This window comes from Paenarthrobacter sp. NPDC057981 (genome assembly GCF_042886835.1).
Taxonomy (GTDB): Bacteria; Actinomycetota; Actinomycetes; order Actinomycetales; family Micrococcaceae; genus Arthrobacter.
On sequence record NZ_JBHVQI010000001.1, the window covers coordinates 312,594 to 334,253 of the forward strand.

At 63.0% G+C, this 21,660-nt stretch carries 14 protein-coding genes; 1 reads left to right on the plus strand and 13 read right to left on the minus strand.

Annotated elements, in window-relative coordinates; all coding sequences use genetic code 11:
* Window positions 1-89: 89 nt before the first annotated feature.
* From ACFVSI_RS01430 to ACFVSI_RS01490, 13 genes are all read right to left on the minus strand, one after another.
* Window positions 90-1,514 carry a DUF2398 family protein gene (locus tag ACFVSI_RS01430; protein ID WP_387819181.1) on the minus strand — a complete coding sequence of 475 codons (1,425 nt, stop codon included), beginning with the start codon at window positions 1,512-1,514 and terminating at the stop codon, window positions 90-92.
* Window positions 1,511-3,214: a DUF2397 domain-containing protein gene (locus ACFVSI_RS01435; protein ID WP_387819182.1), complete on the minus strand. Its 1,704-nt coding sequence runs from the start codon at window positions 3,212-3,214 to the stop codon at window positions 1,511-1,513. The genes ACFVSI_RS01430 and ACFVSI_RS01435 overlap by 4 nt, the downstream gene beginning before the upstream one ends.
* 407 nt (window positions 3,215-3,621) lie before the next feature.
* Entirely contained in the window at window positions 3,622-4,875 is a 1,254-nt protein-coding gene (locus ACFVSI_RS01440) for an HNH endonuclease (protein ID WP_387819183.1), read from the minus strand.
* A 2,700-nt stretch (window positions 4,876-7,575) separates the two neighbouring features.
* Complete coding sequence (locus ACFVSI_RS01445; protein ID WP_387819184.1) at window positions 7,576-8,226, minus strand: carboxyltransferase domain-containing protein; 651 nt, start codon at window positions 8,224-8,226, stop codon at window positions 7,576-7,578.
* Between the two features lie 153 nt (window positions 8,227-8,379).
* Complete coding sequence (locus ACFVSI_RS01450) at window positions 8,380-9,840, minus strand: NAD-dependent succinate-semialdehyde dehydrogenase (RefSeq protein WP_387819185.1); 1,461 nt, start codon at window positions 9,838-9,840, stop codon at window positions 8,380-8,382.
* A 2-nt stretch (window positions 9,841-9,842) separates the two neighbouring features.
* Window positions 9,843-12,755, minus strand: coding sequence for an FAD-binding and (Fe-S)-binding domain-containing protein (locus ACFVSI_RS01455; RefSeq protein ID WP_387819186.1), 2,913 nt, complete (start codon window positions 12,753-12,755; stop codon window positions 9,843-9,845).
* Between the two features lie 7 nt (window positions 12,756-12,762).
* Window positions 12,763-14,040 (minus strand): aspartate aminotransferase family protein, encoded by a 1,278-nt coding sequence (locus ACFVSI_RS01460; RefSeq protein ID WP_387819187.1) that lies wholly within the window; start codon window positions 14,038-14,040, stop codon window positions 12,763-12,765.
* A gap of 96 nt (window positions 14,041-14,136) precedes the next feature.
* Window positions 14,137-14,853, minus strand: coding sequence for a haloacid dehalogenase type II (locus ACFVSI_RS01465; protein ID WP_387819188.1), 717 nt, complete (start codon window positions 14,851-14,853; stop codon window positions 14,137-14,139).
* A 160-nt stretch (window positions 14,854-15,013) separates the two neighbouring features.
* Entirely contained in the window at window positions 15,014-16,264 is a 1,251-nt protein-coding gene (locus tag ACFVSI_RS01470; RefSeq protein WP_387819189.1) for an MFS transporter, read from the minus strand.
* Window positions 16,265-16,294: 30 nt separating this feature from the next.
* Window positions 16,295-17,524, minus strand: a complete 1,230-nt coding sequence (locus ACFVSI_RS01475; RefSeq protein ID WP_387819190.1) for an amidohydrolase family protein — start codon at window positions 17,522-17,524, stop codon at window positions 16,295-16,297.
* Between the two features lie 174 nt (window positions 17,525-17,698).
* Window positions 17,699-18,076, minus strand: a complete 378-nt coding sequence (locus ACFVSI_RS01480; protein ID WP_387819191.1) for an antibiotic biosynthesis monooxygenase family protein — start codon at window positions 18,074-18,076, stop codon at window positions 17,699-17,701.
* Window positions 18,077-18,100: 24 nt separating this feature from the next.
* Window positions 18,101-19,261, minus strand: coding sequence for a PucR family transcriptional regulator (locus tag ACFVSI_RS01485; RefSeq protein ID WP_387819192.1), 1,161 nt, complete (start codon window positions 19,259-19,261; stop codon window positions 18,101-18,103).
* A gap of 22 nt (window positions 19,262-19,283) precedes the next feature.
* A complete protein-coding gene (locus tag ACFVSI_RS01490; RefSeq protein WP_387819193.1) occupies window positions 19,284-19,973 on the minus strand; it encodes a GntR family transcriptional regulator in 690 nt (229 codons plus the stop codon).
* 193 nt (window positions 19,974-20,166) lie between these two features.
* Between ACFVSI_RS01490 and ACFVSI_RS01495 the strand changes: the two genes are divergently transcribed.
* Window positions 20,167-21,633 (plus strand): amino acid permease, encoded by a 1,467-nt coding sequence (locus ACFVSI_RS01495; RefSeq protein WP_387819195.1) that lies wholly within the window; start codon window positions 20,167-20,169, stop codon window positions 21,631-21,633.
* The last annotated feature ends 27 nt before the right edge of the window (window positions 21,634-21,660 follow it).

The following is a 21,660-nucleotide window of genomic DNA, read 5'->3' on the forward strand; positions in this document are numbered from 1 at the left end:
ATGCGCCATCGAGCGGGCTTACGGTCAGCGGCTCGTCGCGGCCAACCGTTCCCCCGTTGAACGGATTATTCACGGTGTTGTTGGCGGTCTCACTGGTCACGTGTGTCCTCCGGAAGGTCAAATGCGGTTTGGGTAGCGCAATCAGCACGGTCGGCCTGGCCGGATGTGAAGTAAATTGAGTCGCTGGTGGGGTCGGGGGACAAGTCTGCCTGCTCGGGTCCAGGCATGGGCTCGACGAGTTCAGGGTCGCGGTAGCGGCCGGTGACCGGTGACAGGTGCCAGGATCCGTCAGCGTCTGTACGAAGCAGATCAAGCCATCGCAGGGTGTCCTCGACTGCGATGCGAAGTTGTGTTGGGTCGTTGCGGAGGTCGACTCGGAACAAGTGCCCCTTCCACTCAGTGAGGTCTTCGAGAATGTCTTCGACCTCGGAGCTGGCGAGATGAACGAACCCGTCGTCGTCGTGGTGCCCATCGCGGCCAGCCTTATCGGCCACCATCAGCGCCGCCCAGGACTCGGTTCTTGCGGTTGGCCACACGACAGTCGCAGGACACTCGTCCTCGCGGCTGATCCACACGAGCCCCTCGGCGCGCGCTTCGATGGATCCTCCGATCAGTCCGATCGCCTCGCCGGCTCGCAGGCCACGCTGCCCTCGTGCGAGCTCGGCCTCGTCCGGAGGAAGATCGGCATACAGCAACGCAGGGGTCTCGACCAGAGTGCGCAGATGGCGGACAACACGGCTCGCCTGCCGCTGTGACTCCCAAATGGCATCTGGGGAATCCTCTTCGGGGGAGGGGCCGATCATTGGGGAACGTGTCGCGGGCTCGTCCCCGTCGACGTGGTCAGGTCGGTGGAGGTGCGCGAACTGGGCTTGCTGATGTGCGGCGAGCGCGATGGTGTCCGGGGTGACGAATAGCAGGAGGGCTTCGCGGTCAACGTCATAGCCGGCACCGATCCCGTGGCGCGTCTCGGTCCACTCCTGGACGTCACTTACCAGGGTCGTTCGTTTGCGCAATACGCCCCAGAACTCCAGGATTGCAGCCGCCTTCACCAGCGAACGACGTTCAGCAAGCAGGTCTGGGTCATACGGAGTCAGCTGCCGGTCGGCGCTGGAGGAGAGCTCGGCGACGAGCTCGGAGAGTTTTACGAGCGTGACACCGCCTTCTACCTCCTCACACGCGGCCGCGAGCAGGGCGGTGAGTGTGAGCACTCGATTCGGGGGCAGATCTATTGGCCGGGGCGGGGCGATCACTGTTCCGAGGATGGGATTCCGGACGAGCCGGATGGCTCCGCCCAGGTGCGCTCGCCGGTAGTCCAGCCGCTTGCAGTAGCCATCAATCTGTTTGGCGTAGCGTAGGGCATCACGGTAAAGCTGTGTGTCGATATGGGCGGTCACCAGCGGTCGGCAGAGCAGCCGTAGGAAAGTCTGCCGCGCCTGTACCTCCTCGCTCGTTGATACCGCCTGGGCTGGCGCGTATTCCGGAACCAGAGGCACCGGCTGGGTTGCCTTCGTCATTGCCTTCTCCCCTCTTCGACGACCACAAGCTCATGGGCAGCCGTGCTGCCGACAATGTCGCCTCTGCTGCTGGATGTGGTACCGATGCTGCCCGTTAGGGAGAGCGCGTCGACGGCCCGCGTGACGCTGATCGTCAGGTCCTGGTAGACCATCCGCCCCTCGGGCAGCTTGACGACCGCATCGGGCGTACCGGCCGGAGGGACGGTCGCAGTGAGGTCCCACAGCCCGTCACCGGTGCAAGCGCGGACAACTGTCCCGGGCCTGGGGTCATGACCGCAGCTGCGCCGTATCTCGGCGATCGTGGAATCGAGGACCATGACGAACTCGGTCAGGTGCTCCGCGACCTTGCCGCTAATGTCGTTCCACTGCGACAGCGGGTTCCCAGACAGGGCGAGCAGCCGCTCCCAAGTCCTCGTTTCTTCACGCGCGGCTTCGGTGGCCGCCTGACGGGCGGCCTGCTTGCCGGCGCTGCGGTCGTAAATCCGCGAGGGGCCGCTGCGTCCGGACCGGGGTCCCTGCCGACGTAGTCGGGCCTCGACGGGCGCCGGGTCAGCCGTCCAGAACGATAGAGCGTCCGACCCGTGACCCGGGTGAGGTGCGGGCTGGCCCAGATGGCGCGCTGAGAATAAACCTGTGTACGTGGTCCATACCTGCCACGCTGCGTCATCGTCGGTGGTGCAGTCGAGACGTTCGGCGAGGTTGAGCAACTGGTTGCGCCTTGACACGTGTCCGCCGACCGCGGCGAGCGCGCGTTTGCCGCGCACCATCGGCACGATGGTGTCGCGCATCTGCCGGCGTAACAACCCGGCCTGGCTGGTCTCGCCGTCGAACCAGGACAGAACGCGTCCCAATACGGCCAGGATCTCAAAGACGACGCGTCCGAGAATGTCCTCGGAAACGTCAGGCCCTGCGATGTGGAGCGCGATGTGCCGCAGCGCGGTGTCGGGGACCGCAAGAACTGCCCGGGCATCGCGACTGATGTCGGCAGAGTAAATATCGATGCCAGCGCCCCACATCGACACGTAACTGGACAGCGTGTCGTTGAGCGCGGCAATCTTGTCCGCGTCCGGGCTTCCAGACAAGGCGGCCGCAAGGCGGGCCTGCCAGCCGTTAGCGGCCTCAGACATATTCCGCATCGTTGGGGTGATCACGCCCCACGCGGCAGCGGCGGCCGCAGGGTCGCTCTCGATGGTCGCGCGCAGCTGTGTAAGCTGGGCCGAGATGACCGGCGGCGCCAGTGTCGCGGCCATTGCGGAGCTGCTCTCGGCACCGAGAGAGCGAACCGCTCGGTGCAAATGAGCGGCTTCTTCGGAGAGCTGGTAGCGACCGCGGTGCCGGGTAAAGTCCTCGTCGGACCGAACCTTGTCCTCCCACATGACGATGACGCCCCAACCGGCGAGTTGCGCCAGGCGGTTGTCGAGGTTGAGAGTGTCCGGGGCGAGGGCGGCGGCGAGGGTCTGGTCGTCGCCGGCCAAATGCCCGGCGAGGCGCTCTCGAATCAGCATTTCGAGTTGGTCGTGCGGGATCCCACTTAGAAACTGCGGCTGGTGCTCGAGCATTACGTCGACGATTAGTCGGTAGATCGGCGCCAGGCTTTCGGTGAGGTAGCTCGCGACGCGCATGACGCCCGGAAGGCCGATGGCTTTCCATAAGTCCTCATGCGGAGCACCTGACGCTGTCTCGGGGTCGTGGATCGGCATTGGTTACCTCCTTTCGGCATATCCTAGGCTGACCCACTGACAGCGAATGGTTAAAGGCCCGATTCTTTCCTACCTGGCCTTGGGTATCCGCGTCCGTAGTTCGGCATCATCCTGCGCTAGATAGCGTCCCTACCTTTGGCTGCGATCGGGGATGTAGCTGCCGCACCTCGCACTGAGCCTTAGTGTTCTGGTGATGAATTCGAGCTTCGGTAGCGCTCCCCAATCGATGGAGCCTCTCCGGGATCACCGGTTTACCCACTCGTTGTTGGTCAGTTCGGGCGTTGTTTCGGCGCTGTCGATTACCGCCACGGATCGCTAGGACCTCCTGCGTGTTCCACAAACTCATCGCGACTAGTTGCACTGCCCAGGGCGGTTGGTTAGCCGAGTGACGGATGGTTTGTTCCTGGTCAGTACAACGAGTCGGAGCATGGCTCTGGTGCTTCGTCGTCAGGTTTGAATCCACTGGCTAGACTTTGCAGGGATCTCAAACCTGCGGCCGAAAGATTCTTCTCACGGTAGAAATCCTCGCTGACCTGGATTGCCCTACTCAGTTCCGCGTGCGCGTGGGCGGTCTCCCAAACTGAGGGTAGCGGACCGTTCTCGTCGCGCCACTGCGAAGGCACCCAAGGGTTTCCTTTCTTGCCTCTGGGGGCCGATTTTTCCCACCGTGGTTTCCCTCCAAGGAGTGGGGGTGCCCAGGCGATCAGAAGTGGCCGATGCTTTTTGGAGGAATTGCAGCTTGAGCATGCCGGTGTGATGTTGTGAAAGGCATGGGGCCCTCCGCTTGAGAAGTGCAGGGGGACGATGTGATCCATGTGAAGATTTTCTGGCTCCGTGACTCTTCCACAGTAGGTGCACCGATACTCGAGCCGTTCGACCAACTCGAGCCAGTCACTAACGGAGAATGGAAGACTACCCGGATTGTTCAGTTTTAGCGCTTTTCGTAGGGCCTGTCCGAGTCGAGTTCGAAGACGGATGCTTACGATGTTGCGGGCAGCGCTGGCACTCTGGGTGCATTTCTGGCTGCAATATTTTGAATTTCGGCGTGCCTTTGACATGTCCGCGCCGCAATGTGGACAAAGTCGGATTCCAAGTTCGTTGGCCCGGGCGATAGCGCGAGTGAACCGTAAATAGTGCATATTGCAGCGGCCCGCTTTGAATGCCCGGCTCGGGTCATTTTCCGGGGTAACGGAACAGCCCTCGAACAAACATGTCGGCGGTTCAAAAGTCCCGTAGGCATCCCAAAGTGCCCAGTGTTTGCGGCAAAGCCCCTCATATAACTTGTTCTGAAGGCCGCAGTCCATGTTGACGCGGCAAAGTTTTACGCCTTCTTGAGCACGCTGCTGTGCTTTTCGGAAGCGCTGATCGTGCATGGGGCACCGCCCTCCGACGAACTTGTTGGCGGACTCGGTCGGGACTACGTCACAATCGAGCTCTATGCAGGGGGTCGCGTTCGCATAGAACCTGTGGTGGCGGCACATGCCCTTGTGTAGACGTGCTTGTGGTCCACATTCTTCTTTTCCAACCGAGCACAACAACTCATAGCTTCCGTAAAGCCGCATGCGTCTGTGGTGTTTGCCACATGCGCCGTCGCTATACAGCTGTCCAGGTGTGCAACTATCCCCACCAATCCGGCATGTACTCCCGTCTGGACCTGTCATTTTGACCCCTTGCTGGTGTCGATGCAATGAGTGCAGTTGACGGTCCTGGGTGTGCGGACGGTTTTACTCCAACGCTCCCACACACCCGCGGTCCTGGCTATTTCTTCGACGCACCGCAGAAATTCGGCCCTCGTGATGTTGCATTTTCGTCCACAGCGAGGCTCTGTCATGTTGTTCCAGTCATTCCATTCTTGCTAGGTATCAGACCGATAGGAGTCCCGCTATCGCGGACGCTGTGGTGACACTATCTTAACTTTTCAGTTAAGAAAAGTGTACGAGTATATACATAACTTCACATTGCAGATATAATGCCAACCTTCGTGACGATTTGTCACTACTGTTACCCTCCGTGCCGCGAAACCAAGCGGATTTAATTGTCCATTCTTAGGTGGGGAGCCGCAGGAAGCAGACCGGGTGGTGATCCGTCGAGGTTTGTCGGAGCGGGACCTCAGGAACCAACGCGGGCATTGAGCGCAGGCCCTTGTCTCCAACGTGGAAGACGGGTGGGCATGACCTGCTCCCTTGTCTTTGGTCCGCCGCTCTTTTGCTCCCTGCTGCTGGGAAGTCATCCTTTTGGCTGAGGCCTCATCTCGGTCGGGGTTCGGGTGGACAGGGAGGTCCGTGGAAAAGGTGAGCGCCAGAGGCTGCAGCGGCTGATGATCCGGCGTGCGGCTGAAGGCCTAGGATCTAGGGATCACCCTCAGAATGAGCCGTGGGCGGTACGCGCCGATAGAGAAACCTAAGGAGGATCTGCTCGGCCAGAAGTCCGGGGTGACCTGTACCTATCTCCTGCTCCTTGACGGCGTCCAATCCGTCAAAATGGAATGGATGGTTATCCGATTGCTGGCTAGGCGCGATGGGTTCGATGCAACGAACCTGAGCTGCTTGCGGCCGATGGCACTGCGTTGGCGTCAAAGTTTCAGGGGGACTTTGATCGCGCGTCGGTTGGCCGGGTCACGGTCAAGCTGCGCGGGTCCTGGTCCATCTTGGCCAGAATTCGACCAAGCTGAACAGCGGCGGGTAGGGCGTCCCTACCGTGGAAAAGGCAGGGCTCGTATCGCGAAGTGGGTTCACATCGTCCGTTCTCCATATGGCTTCGCTGCCCCGAGGCACCGTTCTGTCGACACCATTGACCCTCATGTAATTGCATACCGACTAGCAGGGAATGGTCATCAGCCGAGCACGGACAATCGAGACGAATACGAGGCTCCGTGGAGTGCTGTCTCTCTGACTATCGGCAGCAGAATTCGTGCCAGCGCAGGGTTGCCGTTGGACGGAGCGACCCGAACTTTGCTGTGGCCGGCGGCGCCACACCCGGCGGCGCGGATGATCTAGCGGGCGTTACCTTGAGCTGGAACAGCCCATGCGACCGATAAAGGAGTCATAGATCAAGGCATCAATCCTGGTCATTCAATCCGGATCGCTCCAGCAGCGGCGGCATCACCGAAAGTGCTCGCGGCCTACAAGGCGGCCTGACCTGCAGCCGACACGTCTTCAATGCGGTTAACGGGGCCAAGATCACTACCATCAGGGCCGCGTTGGGTTATGCGTCATCTCGCACCTGACCGGAGACGCAACGGATGAGGTGATGCGAGGGAACCTGATGAACAGTCTTGCTCAGCGCCGGTTGGCTCTGCGAGCAACCAGCGTGCGCTTCGCTTTTGCTGCGAAGTGTTTTGCCTTTCCCCAGCCAGGGGCCGGTCGTTCCGTCGACTAACGCACGAGCGAAAAGAAAGGTGTGGACAATGTCCACACCTTCTACCCCGGACTTGCCCGTACAGCCACCGGACTGGCCCGGACTCCGTATGTTTCCGCGACTTCCCAGCAATAACAAGGCCCAGAATCGCGTTCGAGTCCCACCTCGGGCACGGCATGACCCCTCTTCGGAGGGGTTTTTGCTTTTAAGTGTGGACAAAGCTTGATATGTGCCTCTGATTAGTTGGCCCGGGTGGTGCCTGGCCGCCGGGTGCGGCTTGTTCAGTTTGGGGGGAGCGGGGTCAGCGTCTTGGCGTGTGCGCGCTCCGCTTACTGGGTTGTGTGGTCATTCGGCGTCCTTTCCTATGGGGTACCGGCGGCCCCTGTTGGCCGCTCACTTGTTCACGGGCAGTAGTTGTGGTGTCGACATGACTTTTCCGGAAATCGCGCTGGATATTTCTTTTAGCTTCGATCTCGCCCGTGGCGCGTTGCGTGGTGGTCGGTTCTGGTTTGTCCTGCCAATGGGGTGTGGACAGTGTCCACACTTAAAGCAGATAACATTTGACCCCTCCTGGCTTGATTTTCGGGGGATTCACCTCTTCATTGGCTCTCTGAGTTCGTGGCAACATGACCTCGTTCCCAACAGGGGCATGGCTATAGGTGGGTCCACGCCCTGCAAGTCCAGGCCTCTACCTTGATCGGGGATTGAAGGCGCCTCTTTTCCACAGCCGGGGCGTGGACGCAACGTGCGGGCAAAACCGTTTGACGGGTGCGGGCAGCTGCCGGGCGAGTTGCTTACTGATCGACGTAGCCGGCTTGGCACAGATTGCTGGGGGTTCCCTCGCCCTCACGCATCGACAAGCTTGGTGCCGTGCTGACATGCCCGAAAAGCGCGCATGGGTCCTGTGCTTCTCTCTGCTGACGAGGACACATAGGCTGCATCTATGAGCAAAGCTATCCGAGTGCGAAGGCACGTTGACCTCGCTGCATGGGGGCATTGGGTGTCTAGGCAGGTATTTGCTGAAATCTGACGATGTCACCGATGTGGAGCCGGGGCGCAGCGGCGCCGCGTTCGGCGACTCGGCCGACTTGGAGTTCATTGCTATGGCTGTGTTGGGTCGCGAGCGTCAGGCCCACGTCGGAGAGCAGGAGTGTCCCTGGCGTGACGGGTTTCACGGGGCCGCACGCGGGCGTCCGGGACGACATGCCTTGGCTGGCCGTAACGGCAAGCACCGGCGCGGCTGCGGGTGCGGTCAGGGCGGAGACCATGTGGCCCGTTCGGCAGATCCGGCGGATCAGCCCTGTTTCTGTGGTATCGAGCAGTAAACCGGCCATCGAGAGATCGGTGCTACCGGGTCCCTCGAACGTCACCGGAAGGGTGTGGTTTCGGGGAGTGTGGGTTCCGCGGGCGAAGCGAACGGCGGCGTCCGCTGCGACAAGCATGGCTTGAAGGTCAGCCCCGTCCACGATCCGGGAGTCGTAGGAGATGTAAAGCCCGTCCTTAAGGGATCGGATGCGCGTAATTCCGAGCAGTGAGAGGGATTCGACCATGTCCCGGAAGGCGACGAGGTATCCGTTGTCGCGGGCGGGAGCGACCCGCATCAGGAGGTTTCCTGGGCGGGCGGTGGGGAAGGTGATTTCCTGAGTGGTTGTCATCGGGTCCGTCCTTCCCTCGTGATGGGTGCGGACCGTACCGGTTGAACACAGTGCCATGTGCAGTCGGTACGGTCCGCGGTTTTTGGGCGGCCCAGTTGGGCCGTAACGGGCCTTGGGCCCTTTGACCGGAGAGGGGTGTCTCCGGATGCGTGGTTACTGGTAGGGGATGAAGGTGTACTTGTACTCGAGGAACTCGTCGATGCCGAGTACGCCGCCTTCACGGCCGATGCCCGAAGCCTTTACGCCCCCGAGCGGCGCTGCGACGTCGGAGATGATGCCGGAGTTGATACCGACCATACCGACTTCCAAACGGCGTGCTACGCGGTGGGCGCGGCCGAGGTCATTGGTCATCAGGTATCCGGCCAGTCCGTAGGCGGTGTCGTTGGCGAGGGCAACGGCGTCGTCTTCGTCGGTGAAGGTGATGATGGGGGCGACCGGCCCGAAGATCTCTTCCTGGGTCAGTCGGGCATCGCGGGCCACGTTCGCCAGCACGGTGGGCGGGTAGAACGATCCGGGGCCTTCGTGGATGGCCCCGCCGACGCGGACTTCGGCGCCGCGTGCGACGGCGTCGTTGACGAGGGCCTGGATCCGTTCGACGCTGGTCTGATCAATCATGGGCCCGATCTCGGTGCCTTCTTCAAGGCCGTTGCCGACCCGGAAGGCGGCGAACCGTTCGGCCAGTTTGGCCGTGAGTTCCTCGGCGATGCTTTCGTGCACCAGCACGCGGTTGGCGGCGGTGCAGGCCTCGCCCATATTGCGCATCTTCGCCGCGGTGATCTCGGTGACGGCCTGGTCCAGGTCGACGTCTTCGAAGACGATGAACGGGGCGTTGCCTCCGAGCTCGAGCGAGGTGCGGATCATGTGGTCCGAGCACTGGCCGTGCAGTTTGGAGCCGACGAAGGTGGATCCGGTGAAGGAGAGGTGACGGACGAGCCCTTCGGCGAGCAGGGGAGCGACCAGTGCGCTGGAGGTGGAGGTGGTGACCACGTTGATTGTTCCGGCCGGGGCGCCGGCTTCTTCGAAGATCTTCGCCAGGAACAGCATGGTCAGCGGGGTCTTCTCGGCGGGCTTGACGACGACGGCGCAGCCGGTGGCGATGGCGGGGGCGATCTTGCGTGCGCCCATGGCCAGCGGGAAGTTCCATGGGGTGATGAGGAGGGAGACGCCGATGGGTTCGCGGGAGAGGACGATTTGTCCGCGGCCGCTGGGGGATTCGGCGTGGGAACCCTGGACCCGGACCCCTTCCTGGGCGTACCACTGCAGGTAGCCGGCGGAGTAGTCGATCTCGCCGCGGGCTTCAGCGAGGGGCTTGCCCATCTCCGCGGTCATGATCGTGGCGAGTTCCTCTTTGGATTCCAGCAGCAGTTTGTGTGCGTTGAGGAGGATGTCGGCCCGGGCACGGGAGGACAGGGCTGCGAAGGCGTCCTGGGCGGCGTTGGCGGCATCTACTGCACGGCGTCCGTCTTCGGGGCTGGCGTCGGGGATTTCGGCGATGATCTCACCCGTGGCGGGGTTGTGCACCTGGATGCGGGGACGGTCGGGAAGCTCTTCCCAGCGTCCGTTGATGAACAGTTCGGTCTTCAGCCCTACGGGGGCCTGCGCGGTGGTGGTCATGGTCATCCTTCAGTCTTGTGGGTGGTCTGGGGGTCGAGGAGTTCTGCAAGATGCAGGCTTTTGCGGTCGGGTTCGAGCTGTTTGACCTGCATGGCGCAACTGAAGCCATCGGCGAGGACGGGGACGTCGGCAGCTGTTTTGGCCAGGGCCGGTACCAGGGCTTGTTCGGCGACCTTCATGGAGGTGTCGTAGTGGTTGGCTTCGAAGCCGAAGTTCCCGGCGACGCCGCAGCAACCGGTGGCTTCGTTGACGTTGGCGACGCCGAGGGCGGCCAGGGCCTTGCGTTGGACGGTGGCGCCGAAGGTGGAGTATTCGTGACAGTGTGTTTGCACGGTCACCTCTGTCGGCACGGCAGGGGGTGTCCAGCCGCTGTCGACCCATTCCTTCACGGCTTCGGCGAAGCTGCGGATCCTGTGGGAGACACGCTCGGCCGCTTCGGTGCCGAGCAGTTCGGGGGCATCCTTCTTCAACGCTGCGGCGCAGCTCGGTTCGATGACGACGATGGGTGCGTCGGTTCCGTCATCGAGCTTTGCTACTGCTTTGCCCATGAGCTTCTTGGCGGTGTCCAGTTGGCCGGTGGAAATCCAGGTCAGACCGCAGCAGGCATCGGATTCGCAGCCGACGGTGCGGTCAGTGCTTTCCATGACCCGGGCCGCCGCACCGGCCACTTCAGGCCTGAAACCCTTGGTGAACGAATCAACGAACAGGACAGCGTCAGCCCGGGTGGTTGGATTCGCGTAGGGTGCCAGTTCTTTGCGGAGCATGGCGCGGGAGGCGAACTTCGGCATTTTCCGGTGTGTGGTCAAACCGCCAGCGGCTGCGACTACTTTCCCGAGTGGGCTGGCCAGGACCAGGTTTACGAGCGGGCTGATCAGGGTGGTTAGTTTCAGCCAGCGCGGCAACCAGCCGAGGGAGAAGTGCGACATAGGCCGGAGTTTGCCCTCGTAGTAGTGGGAGAAGAACTCCGACTTGTATGTGGCCATGTCCACCCCGGCGGGGCAGTCGTTGGAGCAGGCTTTACATGCCAGGCACAGGTCCAGTGCTTCGCGGACGTCCTCTGATTTCCAGCCTTCGTCGATGCTGCGTGCACCGCGGACCATGTCCTGGAGCACGCGGGAACGTCCCCGGGTGGAGTCTTTTTCGTCGCCGGTGGCCCGGTAGCTGGGGCACATGACGCCGCCGGCGTCGGACCGGCAACGCCCTACGCCGATGCAGGCTTGGACGGCGTGCACCCACGGGTCAGCGCCTGCGGCGGCAGTTTCGACGGGCCGGAGTTCGAAGTGGGTCCGCCATTCACGGTCCGGTATCCCTTCGAGGGCAAGGTTGTCTTCGATGGCATCAGGTTCGGTGATGGAACCGGGGTTCAACAGCCCGGCCGGGTCCCACAGCTTCCGGTAGGTACCGAACGCAGAGATCATTTCGGGGGAGTACATCACCGGCAACATGGCCGAGCGGGCGCGCCCGTCGCCGTGCTCGCCGGAGAGCGAACCACCGTGTCGGACGACGAGTTCGGCGGCAGCCTGGGTGAACTTGCTGAACACGGTGCGGCCTGCGTCGCTGCGCAGGTCGTAGGTGATGCGGATGTGCATGCAGCCGGCACCGAAGTGTCCGTACATGATGCCGGTCAGGCCATACTCGGCCAGCAATTCTCTAAAGTCTGCCAGGTAGGCGGCGAGGTTTTCCGGTGCCACGGCGGAGTCTTCCCATCCGGCTTGGGATTCTCCACCGCTGGCAGGACGAGAGGAGAGCCCGGCGCCGTCTTCGCGGACACGCCACAGGGTGGCCCGTTCGGTGGTGTCCGCGACGGCACGGCCGTCCACGAGGCGACCGTTGGCGGCAAGCCGGTCAATGAGCCGGTCGGCTTCGGCGGCGACGTCTTCGAGGTTCTCCCCGTCCAGATCCACGTACAGGAAGGCTTTGCCGTTGGGCAGCCCGAGCACGGAGTCCTCGCCCCGGCGCATCCGCATGGTGTCGACGATGGCCTCGTCGATGCCTTCAACCGCGGCTGGGGAGAATTCGAGGATGGTTTCGATGTCTTTGGCGGCGTCCACGACGTCCGCGTAACCCAGGCATACCAGCAGGGCGCTGGGCGCTTTTGGGACGAGCTTCATCCGGGCGCGCACCACGACGGCGCAGGTGCCTTCGGTGCCGACGAGGGCCCGGGCGACGTTCAGGCCGTTTTCGGGCAGCAGGTTGGCCAGGTGGTAGCCGGAGACCTGACGTTGGATGCGACCGAGTTCGACACGGAACGCGGCCAGGTGGTCCTGGGCGAGTTGCTTGAGCTGTTCGCCGAGTTCGAAGGCACGCGCGACGGAGCGGGCGTTGGTGGGGTCGGTGGCCCGCAGCCCGGTGGCGGTAGCGGTCAGCTGGGCGCCATCGGTGGTGATGACATCGATCTCCGCGACATGGTCGGAGGTGCGGCCGTAGCGTACGGAGTGGTTGCCGCAGGCGTCGTTGCCGATGGAACCGCCGATGGTGGCACGGTTCTTCGAGGAGGGGTCGGGGGCGAAGGTCAGCTTGCCGCCGGTCGCCTTTTCCGTCTCCCGGGTCAGGTGGGAGAGGATGACGCCGGCTTCGACGTCCGCGGTCCCCGCGGTTTCGTCAATGGACAGGATCCGGTCCATGTGCCGGGAAAAGTCCAACACGATGCCGGGTCCGATGGCGTTGCCGGCCATCGATGTTCCTCCGCCCCTGCTGATCAGCGGCGTTGCCGTTTCACGGCAGACGTTAACAACCTCGACGACGTCCTCCACGGTGCGTGGAAAGACGACGGCGATGGGCGGTACCCGGTAGTTGGACGCATCGTAGGAGTACGCGGCCACCCGGTGGCCTGAGGAGTCCACGGGTACGCCTGAGGCTTCAAGCCTGGCGAGGATTGGAGCGCGCTCCGGGGCGGAGAGAACATCGTGGGTCATGACGTACCTAGACTCCGGCAGTTGCCGGTACTGCGCCGACGACGGCGCCGACTGCTGCTTCGAAGCGCTGGAGTCCGGCTTCGATTTCGCTTTCGGTGACGACGAGGGCAGGGATGAGGCGGACCACGTTGCCTTCTGGTCCGCAGGTCAGGGTCAGCAGATCCTGATCGGTGGTGGCCTGCTGCACGGCGGCGGCCGTTGCCGCATCCGGGGTGCCTTCGGGGGTGGTGAATTCGATGCCCTGCATCAGGCCCAGGCCACGGACGTTGCCGATCACCGGAAAGCGGGACTGGATGGCTTTCAGGCCGGCCTGCAGCTGCAAGCCACGGACGCGGGAGTTCTCCACGAGGCCTTCTTCTTCGACGACACCGAGCGTTGCCACACCGGCGGCCGCGGAAACGGCATTGCCACCGTAGGTTCCGCCCTGGGAACCGGGCCATGCCTTGGACATGGTCTCGGTGGAGGCAGCGATCGCGGAGATCGGGAAGCCGGAGGCGATGCCCTTGGCGGTGATGATGATGTCCGGTGTCGCCGTGGAGTACTGGTGGCCCCAGAACTTACCGGTACGGCCTACGCCCGCTTGGACTTCATCGAAGATCAGCTTGATGCCGTGCAGGTCGGCGCGTTCGCGCAGGCCTTCCATGAACGCCGGCGGGGTGGGCAGGTAGCCGCCGTCGCCGAGGGCTGGTTCGATGAGGAACGCGGCGGTGTCGTTGGGTGCGGTGCGGGTCTTGAGGAGGTAGTCCAGTTCCTGGAGGGCGAACTCGACGGCGGTTGCTTCGTCCCAGCCGTAGCGGTAGGCGTACGGGAAAGCGGACATGTGCACGCCGGCCATGAGCGGTGCGTATCCGGCGGAGAACTTGGTGCCGGCGGTGGTCAGGGATGCGGCGGCGACGGTGCGGCCGTGGAAACCACCCTGGAAGACGACGATGTTGGGTCGTCCGGTGGCCATGCGGGCCAGACGGATCGCAGCCTCGACTGCTTCGGACCCGGAGTTGGCGTAGAAGACGGAGTCCAGCCCGGCGGGGAGGACCTCTCCGAGCTTCTCGGTCAGTTCCAGCAGGGGCTGGTGCATGACAGTGGTGTACTGGGCGTGGATGATCTTGCCGACCTGTTCGCGGGCGGCGGCGACGACCTTCGGGTGACAGTGGCCGGTGCTGGTCACGCCGATGCCGGTCGTGAAGTCCAGGTACTCCCGGCCATCGGTGCCGTAGATCCAGCTGCCGAGAGCGTGGTCCACCACGACGGGGGTGGCTTGCTTGAGGATGGGGCTAAGGGAAGTCATCGGATGTACCAATCGTTTGGATAGTGGTGCGGCCAGCACCCGGTACCGCCGCTAGGGGGTCTCGGGGTGCTGGCCGCGGATCTGGTAAGCCGGAGCTTAGTTCGATGCGACCGTCTGCGGGACGGCGGCGTCAGCGAATTCGGCCATGGAGTTGAACGTCCAGTCGGGGCTGACTTCAGCGCCGGGGTCGGGGGTCGCGCCCCAGCCCGGAGCGTTGTGGCGGCGGTTGATCCAGACGCCCTTCAGGCCTGCTGCCTTGCCGGGAACATGATCGTGGAACAGGCTCTGGGCCACGTGCAGGACCTTGAGGCCTTCGCTGTCGACGTAGGCGTTGAGGGCTCCGAAGTTGCGCTGGTTCGGCTTGTAGCTGCCGACCTCTTCGGCGGTGATGATCCGGTCGAATTCGACTCCGAGGCGGGCGTTGCTGCCTTCGAAGCTCTTATTGTCGATGTTGGAGAGGATGATCAGCTTGAAGCGGGTCTTGAGCTTGCGCAGTGCCTCGACCGAATCCGGGAAGGCGGGCCATTCCGGAACCGAGGAGCCGAGCTTCTCGGCGTCTGCGTCGGAGACCGGGATGCCCAGCTTGGCGCCGGTTGCGCGGAACGCTTCGGCCAGGACCTGCGGGTAGAGGGTGGTCGGGTGTTCCTTTTCGATGCGGGCTTCTTCGTCTGCGTAGGCGAGCAGAAGGTCCTCGTCGGTCAGTTCGGGACGAGCTGCGCGGCCCCAGGGTCCGAGAACGGCGGCGATGCCTGCTTCCCAGTCAATCAGAGTGCCGTAGCAGTCGAAGCTAAGGGCGTCGAATTCTTCGAACATGTTCATTCCCTTTTGTTTGTCGTTGATGGCCCCGGTCGGGGCTTGCGCTGGTGTCTCGCTGTTTGCGGAAGCGTCTCCGCCGGGTCAGGATGTGGCGCTGACCACCTGCATCAATAATGATCGTCCACATCACGATTGTCAACAATCATACGAAAAAATATTAGTGGGTGGTGAGGATGTCCTTGTTCTTTGTTTCCGGAAGCGCCCAGACGGCGAGCAGTGCCAGGGTTGCCCCGATTGCACCTACGGTCATGATGGAGTTTCCCAGCCCGATGGAGGCGGAGAACAGGCCGATGGACAGGGGGCCGAATGCGGCCACGCCGCGCCCTACGTTGTAGGCGAATCCTTGTCCGGTGGCGCGCATTTCAGTCGGGAAGAGTTCGGCCAGGAAGGCGCCCAGGCCGCCGGCCTGGCCGGAGGCGAAGAAGCCGAGCAGGAAGCAGATGGGCAGGGCGATGAACGGCTGCGCCACCGGTGTCAGCACGAAAAGGACGATGGAGGCGATGGAGGCGAGGAAGAAGAAAGCGAAGGTTGGGCGGCGGCCGAACCGGTCGTGGATGTGGCCGGAGATCAGGTAGCCGAGGAAGGATCCGGCGATGACAACCCAGGTGTAGCCAGCGGTGCCGACCACACTCATTCCCCGCTCGGTTTTAAGGAAGGAGGGAAGGAAGACGAAGACGGAGTAGTAGATGCCCTGGACGCCCATGCCCATAAGGGTGGCCAGGAGGGTGGTGCGGATTTGGGAGCGGCTGAAGAGCATCGTTAGGGGAAGCTTGGTGCCCTTGGGCTTTTTGGTGACCTGGACTTTGTCCTTGACGGTGCGGCGGATCCAGAAGGCGACGATGGCGGGGATGACGCCGATGAAGAACAGGTAGCGCCAGCCGACGGCCGGATCGGCGATGGAGAAGACCCAGAGGTAGATGGCGGTGGACAGTGCCCAGCCGAGGGCGTAGCAGCTGTGGATGGCAGAGAGGATGCGGCCGCGTTTGTGGGCAGGTGCGTATTCGGAGACGAGAGCTGCGCCTACGGCCCATTCGGCGCCGAAGGCGAGGCCTTCGAGGACGCGCCAGATGGCGAACTGGGTGACGTCCTGGGACGTGGCGGTCAGACCGGTGAAGAGACAGTACCCGAGGATGACCCAGGTCAGGGTCCGGACGCGGCCGAAACGGTCTGCAAGGACGCCGCCGAGGGCGCCGCCGACAGCTGAGGCGACGATGCTGATGGCGGTGATCCAGCCCGCGGTGGCGGAGGTGAACCCGAGGACCGGTCCGACGGCAGTGAGAGCGAAGCCGTAGATTGTCCAGGTTAGGCCATCCAGGCCCCAGCCGATGCCGGCGGCGACGTAGGCCTTCTTCGCCTGGTTTTGTTCGTGCGCTTCCGGAGGGGAAATCGCGGTGCTTTGACTTTGCATGTCAGTGTTCCTTGTTGTTGAGGGAGTGGGTTAGGCGTTGCGGCGGTCGCGGAAAATCCGGCCTTCGCTCAGGACCAGCTGGAAGGTGGTTTTGTCTTGCAGCGTGGTGATGTCGGCCAGCGGGTCGCGGGAGAGAACCACCAGATCGGCGAGTTTGCCTTCGGCGATGGTGCCGAGGTCATGATCCATGCCGATCAGCTCGGCATTGGTGCGGGTGCTTGCTTCGAGGGTGCCCAGTGCGCCGAGCACCCGCGCCTTCAATTCGAGTTCGTAGGTCTTGTAGCCCTGGTGGGGCCCCAGTACGTCCGAACCTGAGGCGATTTTGACGCCGCGGTCTTTGAGGATTTCCAACGCCTCGTAGGCGGTTCCAAGGACTTTCTTGACCATCGTGACTTGGTCTTCGGGCATGCCTCCGGCGAGGCCGTCGCGCAGGAGCAGTTCGTAGGTCGCGACGGTGGGGACTGCGAAGGTGCCCGACTCGCGCATGGCATCCGCTGCCTCCTCGTCCACGCCGTTGCCGTGTTCGATGCTGCGAATGCCTGCTGCGACGCAGGCCAGGATGGATTGCGGGGTGTAGGCGTGGGCCATGACGTATTTTTCCTGGGCCCGGGCCTCGTAGACGATGGCCCGCATCTCCTCATCCGTGAACTGGGTGTGGTCCACGCTGTCGGTAGGGGAGGTGCAGCCCCCGCTGGCCATGATCTTGATCTGGTCCGCGCCGCGGCGCAACACTTCGCGGGCGGCACGCCGGCATCCGTCGGGGCCGTCGGCGACCAAGCCGGGGTGGTAGACCCCGTCCGCCCGGCGGTAGTCGTCTTCTTCCCGGGTGCGGAAGTCGCTGTGGCCTCCGGTCTGGCTGAGCGGAGCGATGGCCAGGTGCATGCGCGGTCCTTCGGCGCTGCCTTCGAGGACGGCTTGCTTGAAGCCGTAGTCGGTAAACCCGGCGTCGCGGATGGTGGTGATGCCGTAGTCGAGGCATTCGCTCAGGGCCCGGAAGCCACGGGCGGCGTTCACCGCCGTCGGCAGGAGGTGGACCTTGTTCAGGTAGTCTCCTGCGGAAATGTGTGTGTGGGCGTCGATGAGGCCCGGTATGACGGTCATGCCGGTGCAGTCGATGACCTTGGCGTCGGTGCTCTGGATAGCGGTGCGTGAGACCCGTGAGATCCGGGTGCCGTCCACGCGGATGAACGCGTTCTGGATGGGGTCGGTTCCGTCGGCGGTGATGACCGTGGCATTGGCCAAAATAAGTGTGGATGACATGTCGGTCGCTTTCAGGCTTTTGTCGGATTGTTGACTAAAGCCTATGACCGGGGTCACTTGGGGACTATGGACGCGGGATTAGTGTTCGTCGCCGCTGGTTCAACTGCCGTTCAACTTCGGTTCCAACGCCGGTTCAACCTCTGTTCCAAGGCAGTGGTAGCGGTGGGCACAGGCTCAGGGCGCAGTGTCTGCCCCGGTGCGGATCCTGATGGAAACGGGTCGTTCGCCGAAGAGGACCGAGAAGTCCACGCTCGACACGGCGTCCGTTTCCTTGCTCCAGCCAGTGATGGAGTCTGCGCCATCGAGAAGCGGCATCATGCCGGCAATGAGGCTTTTACGCTCCGGCGCTTTCAACCATCCGAGGTAGGCGTCCTGCGAGTCCCAGAGAGAAACGACAGCGACTGTGGTGGCGTTTTGTACGGGGTGTCCGAGCTCTCCCTTTCGCAGCCCGTAGGGGAGGGCAGCGCCAATGACGTCATGGTCGCGGTAGTAGGTGACGAGCGCTTCCAGGGACTCGGGCGCGGGGCGTAACAGCAGGTAGGTGCAGATCATGGTCTTCTTTTCGTTGAGCGGCGATTAGTGGGCGTGGTGCCATTTGGGTGCCCGCAGGAGTTTGAGTGCTTCCAGGGAGAGCTGAATCGTCAGTCGGTCTTTGCCGGACTCCAGGTCCAGGCCCGTGGCGTCCTCAAATTTCCGCAGGCGGTAGTACAGGGTGCCTCGGTGGATGTGGAGGCTGTCGGCGACGAGGTCGGGTTTGCGCCCGTGGTCCAAGTAGTGGTCTACGGTTTCGAGGAGTTCGGTTTCCGATCCGAGGGCGGCGATGGTCGGGGGCACGGTGTCGGCCAGGGTGTCCGGATCCTGAAGGGCCAGAACCTTGATGGGACTCAGTTCGGTCCAGCGGATGGTCCTGTCGGGAGCAGGTTCCCTGGCCGTGGCGGTCCGGAGCGCTCCGAGGGCTTGCCGGTAGGAGCGGGGAAGGCTGGTCGCTTCCTCGACCGGTCCGCCCGCGCCAATTAAAGGCGTCGGGCAGCAGGGGATGAGGTCGGCAAGGGCATCCGGGTCCAGAGTTGAGTCGCCGGCAAGGAGAAGCACGTGATGATCCTCGAAGGCGCATTCGACAGTGAGTGCCCCTAGGGACGGTGACCCGCGCTGCACCTGCGCTTTGGGTCGTCTCTCAACCTTGTGCGCGGCAGCGTCCACGGACGTCGCGGCCGCGATCATCCACTGGTGGACGCGGCTGTCGAGCTGGTCCCAAAGTTCCTCGGTGGCCGCAGCCTGGTCGGTGCCATGCCCGGTCAGGACCCGCCGGAGCCTGTCCTTGGCCAGGCTGGCCGACTCCTCGGAATCGACCATAATGCGTGCGATGTCGGCGGCCTGCTCCTCCACGGCCTCGAGGGTTTCTGGATCGCAGATGGCTTCCGGATCAAGGATCGCCAGGTAGCCGAGGATGACGCCGCCAGTATGGACCGGTACCACCCACCGGGACATTGCTTCCTTCGCCGGTATTCCGGGAACGAACGTCGGCTCAAGGGAACCACCGACCCCCGCCTGCCGGAACCACCGGACCACCCATTCTTCGGTGCCCCGGCTGAGGAGGGACTTGGATCGCACGGCGTCTATGATGAGCCCGGAGTGGGGACTGAAAACGATGGAGTCCAGATCGGGTGTTGTCAGCGAGACCGGTAGTCCTACCCGTCGGGCGACCTCGTTGACCCGTCGCTGAAGATCATCGAACATGATGCATCACGGCCGGGACTTTCTAGGCAGTCTGGAGACTGGCGCTTGAAGGCTTCTCAGTCAGTAGGCGGGCCAGAGCGTCGTCCTTGTGGGCGTCGAGCAGTTTCATCAACCCGTTCGCGTTGCCGTTGCTGAGCGCCTCGGCGATGTGACGGTGTTCAGCGACCCTGACCGATTCGTCCAAGTAGCGGCCCTCCAACCGGTTCAGGCACATGCGGGTCTCGGTCAGGAGGGTGCCGTGCATGCGTGACAGTCGCGGACTGGCTGCCATCTCGACGAGGCGTTCATGGAAGGCGACATCTGCGGCGGACATGGCCTCGGAGTTGTTTTTCATCCGGGCGGCATCCATGTCGTCCACTTTGAGCAGCAGTTCTTTGCCGGCCAGAGCGTGGTCACCGCTAACGAGGATCCCGGCCGCAGCCTTTTCCACGGCCGTGCGGGCCTCATAAATGTCGCGAATGTCGTCCGGTCCGAATTCAGCGACGAACACGCCCCTGTTGCGGATGCTGACCAACAGCCCTTCCTGCGTCAGCCGCTGGATGGCTTCGCGGATTGGCCCGCGGCTGACGCCGAGAGCACTGGCAATTTCCATCTCCACCAACTGGGCGCCGGGGGCCATGGAGCCACGGCTGATGTGCTCTCGCAACTGGGCAGCGATCAGCGCAGGAGTGGACTCCTGGCTGATCGGCTGGAACCCTTCGGTACGTTTCATGAGGTTCCTCGACTATCGAAGTATCGGATGATTGTCAACAATCGTACTGCTCACGCCGATAAACGGCTAGTGCTAATTCTCTGATTGTTGACAATCCTACGTTCGGTGAACCAGAATCCTTGTTACCCACGTCACCGCCGCCTGGTGCCCACAGCAGTGCCCACGGCAGGCTAACCACTAACTCAGGAGCTTTATGTCCAGTCCTGCGCGCTATTCCGTGCTCAGTCGCAAACCTATTGATGAGGTCGGAGGGGAGGATGGTCACGGTTCCGGACTCAAGAAGGCTTTGGGTCTGTGGCAACTGACCGCCATTGGTGTAGGAGGCATTATCGGTGTCGGCATCTTCACGCTGGCGGGCGTGGTGGCCCGCGGTGACGCAGTCAATCCGGCTGTTGGGCCAGCGGTTGTCATCTCCTTCCTCATCGCCGGGCTTGCCAGCGCTGCTGCCGCGCTGTCCTACGCCGAGTTCGCCGGGATGATCCCACGCGCCGGATCGGCCTATACCTATGGCTATGTCGCCCTGGGTGAAATCGTCGGATGGTTCATCGGTTGGGACCTGTTGCTCGAGTACACCGCGATCGTTTCGGTCGTCGCTATTGGCATCTCCGGCTACTTCTCAGCGTTCCTGGGCGGCATCGGCATCGAACTGCCCGCAGCTCTCGCCTACGCCCACACCCCCGAGACCCCCGATGGCATCATCAACTTGCCTGCGATCCTGACCTGCCTGCTGGTCACGTGGATACTCAGCCGCGGCTCCAAGAGCTTCGGACGCTTCGAACTCGTGGCCGTCGGCTTGAAGATCATCGTCGTTCTGGCCATCATCGGGATCGGCATCTTCCATATACACACCGAAAACTTCGTGCCCTTCATGCCCAACGGCTTTGAGCCGGCCATGGCGGGAGCGGCCACGGTCTTTTTCGCCGTCTTCGGCTACGACGCCATGAGCACCGCCGCCGAAGAAGCAGTTGACGGCAAGAAGCACATGCCCAAAGCGATTCTGCTGTCCCTTGCCATCGCCATGGCCCTGTACGTCCTGGCGACTCTCGTGCTGACCGGCATGCAGAAATACACGGAAATCAACCCGCAGAGCGCCTTCGCGTCGGCCTTTGACTCGGTCGGCATGCCCACGATCGCCACCATCATCTCCGCCTTCGCCGTTGTCTCCATCCTCACTGTGATGCTCACCTTCATGCTCGGCGTCACCCGTGTCTGGTTCTCCATGAGCCGCGACGGCCTGCTGCCGGGCTGGTTCGCCAAGACCGACCGTAAGCGCGGCGTGCCGCTGCGTGTCACCTGGATCGCCGGCATCGCCTCGGCTCTCCTGGCCGGAGTCTTCCCCATTCGTCTGGTCGCCGACTTGACCAACATCGGCATCCTCGCCGCCTTCGTGGTCGTCTGCGCCGCCGTCATCGTCCTGCGCAAGACCCGCCCGGACACACCCCGCACGTTCCGGATCCCGTTCATGCCCATCGTTCCGATCTTCGGCCTGCTTGCCTCCGGTTTCCTGATGCTGCAGCTGCACTGGGACACCTGGGTCCGTTTCGGCGGCTGGCTCATCATCGGGCTCATCGTCTACTGGTTCTACGGTCGCAAAAACTCTCTCCTGAACCCCAACAGCCCCCGCCGGCTGGCTCTGCGTGAACGGCAAGAAGTTGGCTAAGAACCAGCAGGACCTGAGGCCACGCGC

Coding starts and splice junctions, on each gene's coding strand:
- ACFVSI_RS01435 (WP_387819182.1), bottom strand. CDS start 3,214: ATGCCGATCCACGACCCCGAGACAGCGTCAGGTGCTCCGCATGAGGAC.
- ACFVSI_RS01440 (WP_387819183.1), bottom strand. CDS start 4,875: ATGACAGGTCCAGACGGGAGTACATGCCGGATTGGTGGGGATAGTTGC.
- ACFVSI_RS01490 (WP_387819193.1), bottom strand. CDS start 19,973: ATGAAACGTACCGAAGGGTTCCAGCCGATCAGCCAGGAGTCCACTCCT.
- ACFVSI_RS01450 (WP_387819185.1), bottom strand. CDS start 9,840: ATGACCACCACCGCGCAGGCCCCCGTAGGGCTGAAGACCGAACTGTTC.
- ACFVSI_RS01460 (WP_387819187.1), bottom strand. CDS start 14,040: ATGACTTCCCTTAGCCCCATCCTCAAGCAAGCCACCCCCGTCGTGGTG.
- ACFVSI_RS01485 (WP_387819192.1), bottom strand. CDS start 19,261: ATGTTCGATGATCTTCAGCGACGGGTCAACGAGGTCGCCCGACGGGTA.
- ACFVSI_RS01445 (WP_387819184.1), bottom strand. CDS start 8,226: ATGACAACCACTCAGGAAATCACCTTCCCCACCGCCCGCCCAGGAAAC.
- ACFVSI_RS01430 (WP_387819181.1), bottom strand. CDS start 1,514: ATGACGAAGGCAACCCAGCCGGTGCCTCTGGTTCCGGAATACGCGCCA.
- ACFVSI_RS01480 (WP_387819191.1), bottom strand. CDS start 18,076: ATGATCTGCACCTACCTGCTGTTACGCCCCGCGCCCGAGTCCCTGGAA.
- ACFVSI_RS01465 (WP_387819188.1), bottom strand. CDS start 14,853: ATGTTCGAAGAATTCGACGCCCTTAGCTTCGACTGCTACGGCACTCTG.
- ACFVSI_RS01470 (WP_387819189.1), bottom strand. CDS start 16,264: ATGCAAAGTCAAAGCACCGCGATTTCCCCTCCGGAAGCGCACGAACAA.
- ACFVSI_RS01495 (WP_387819195.1), top strand. CDS start 20,167: ATGTCCAGTCCTGCGCGCTATTCCGTGCTCAGTCGCAAACCTATTGAT.
- ACFVSI_RS01455 (WP_387819186.1), bottom strand. CDS start 12,755: ATGACCCACGATGTTCTCTCCGCCCCGGAGCGCGCTCCAATCCTCGCC.
- ACFVSI_RS01475 (WP_387819190.1), bottom strand. CDS start 17,524: ATGTCATCCACACTTATTTTGGCCAATGCCACGGTCATCACCGCCGAC.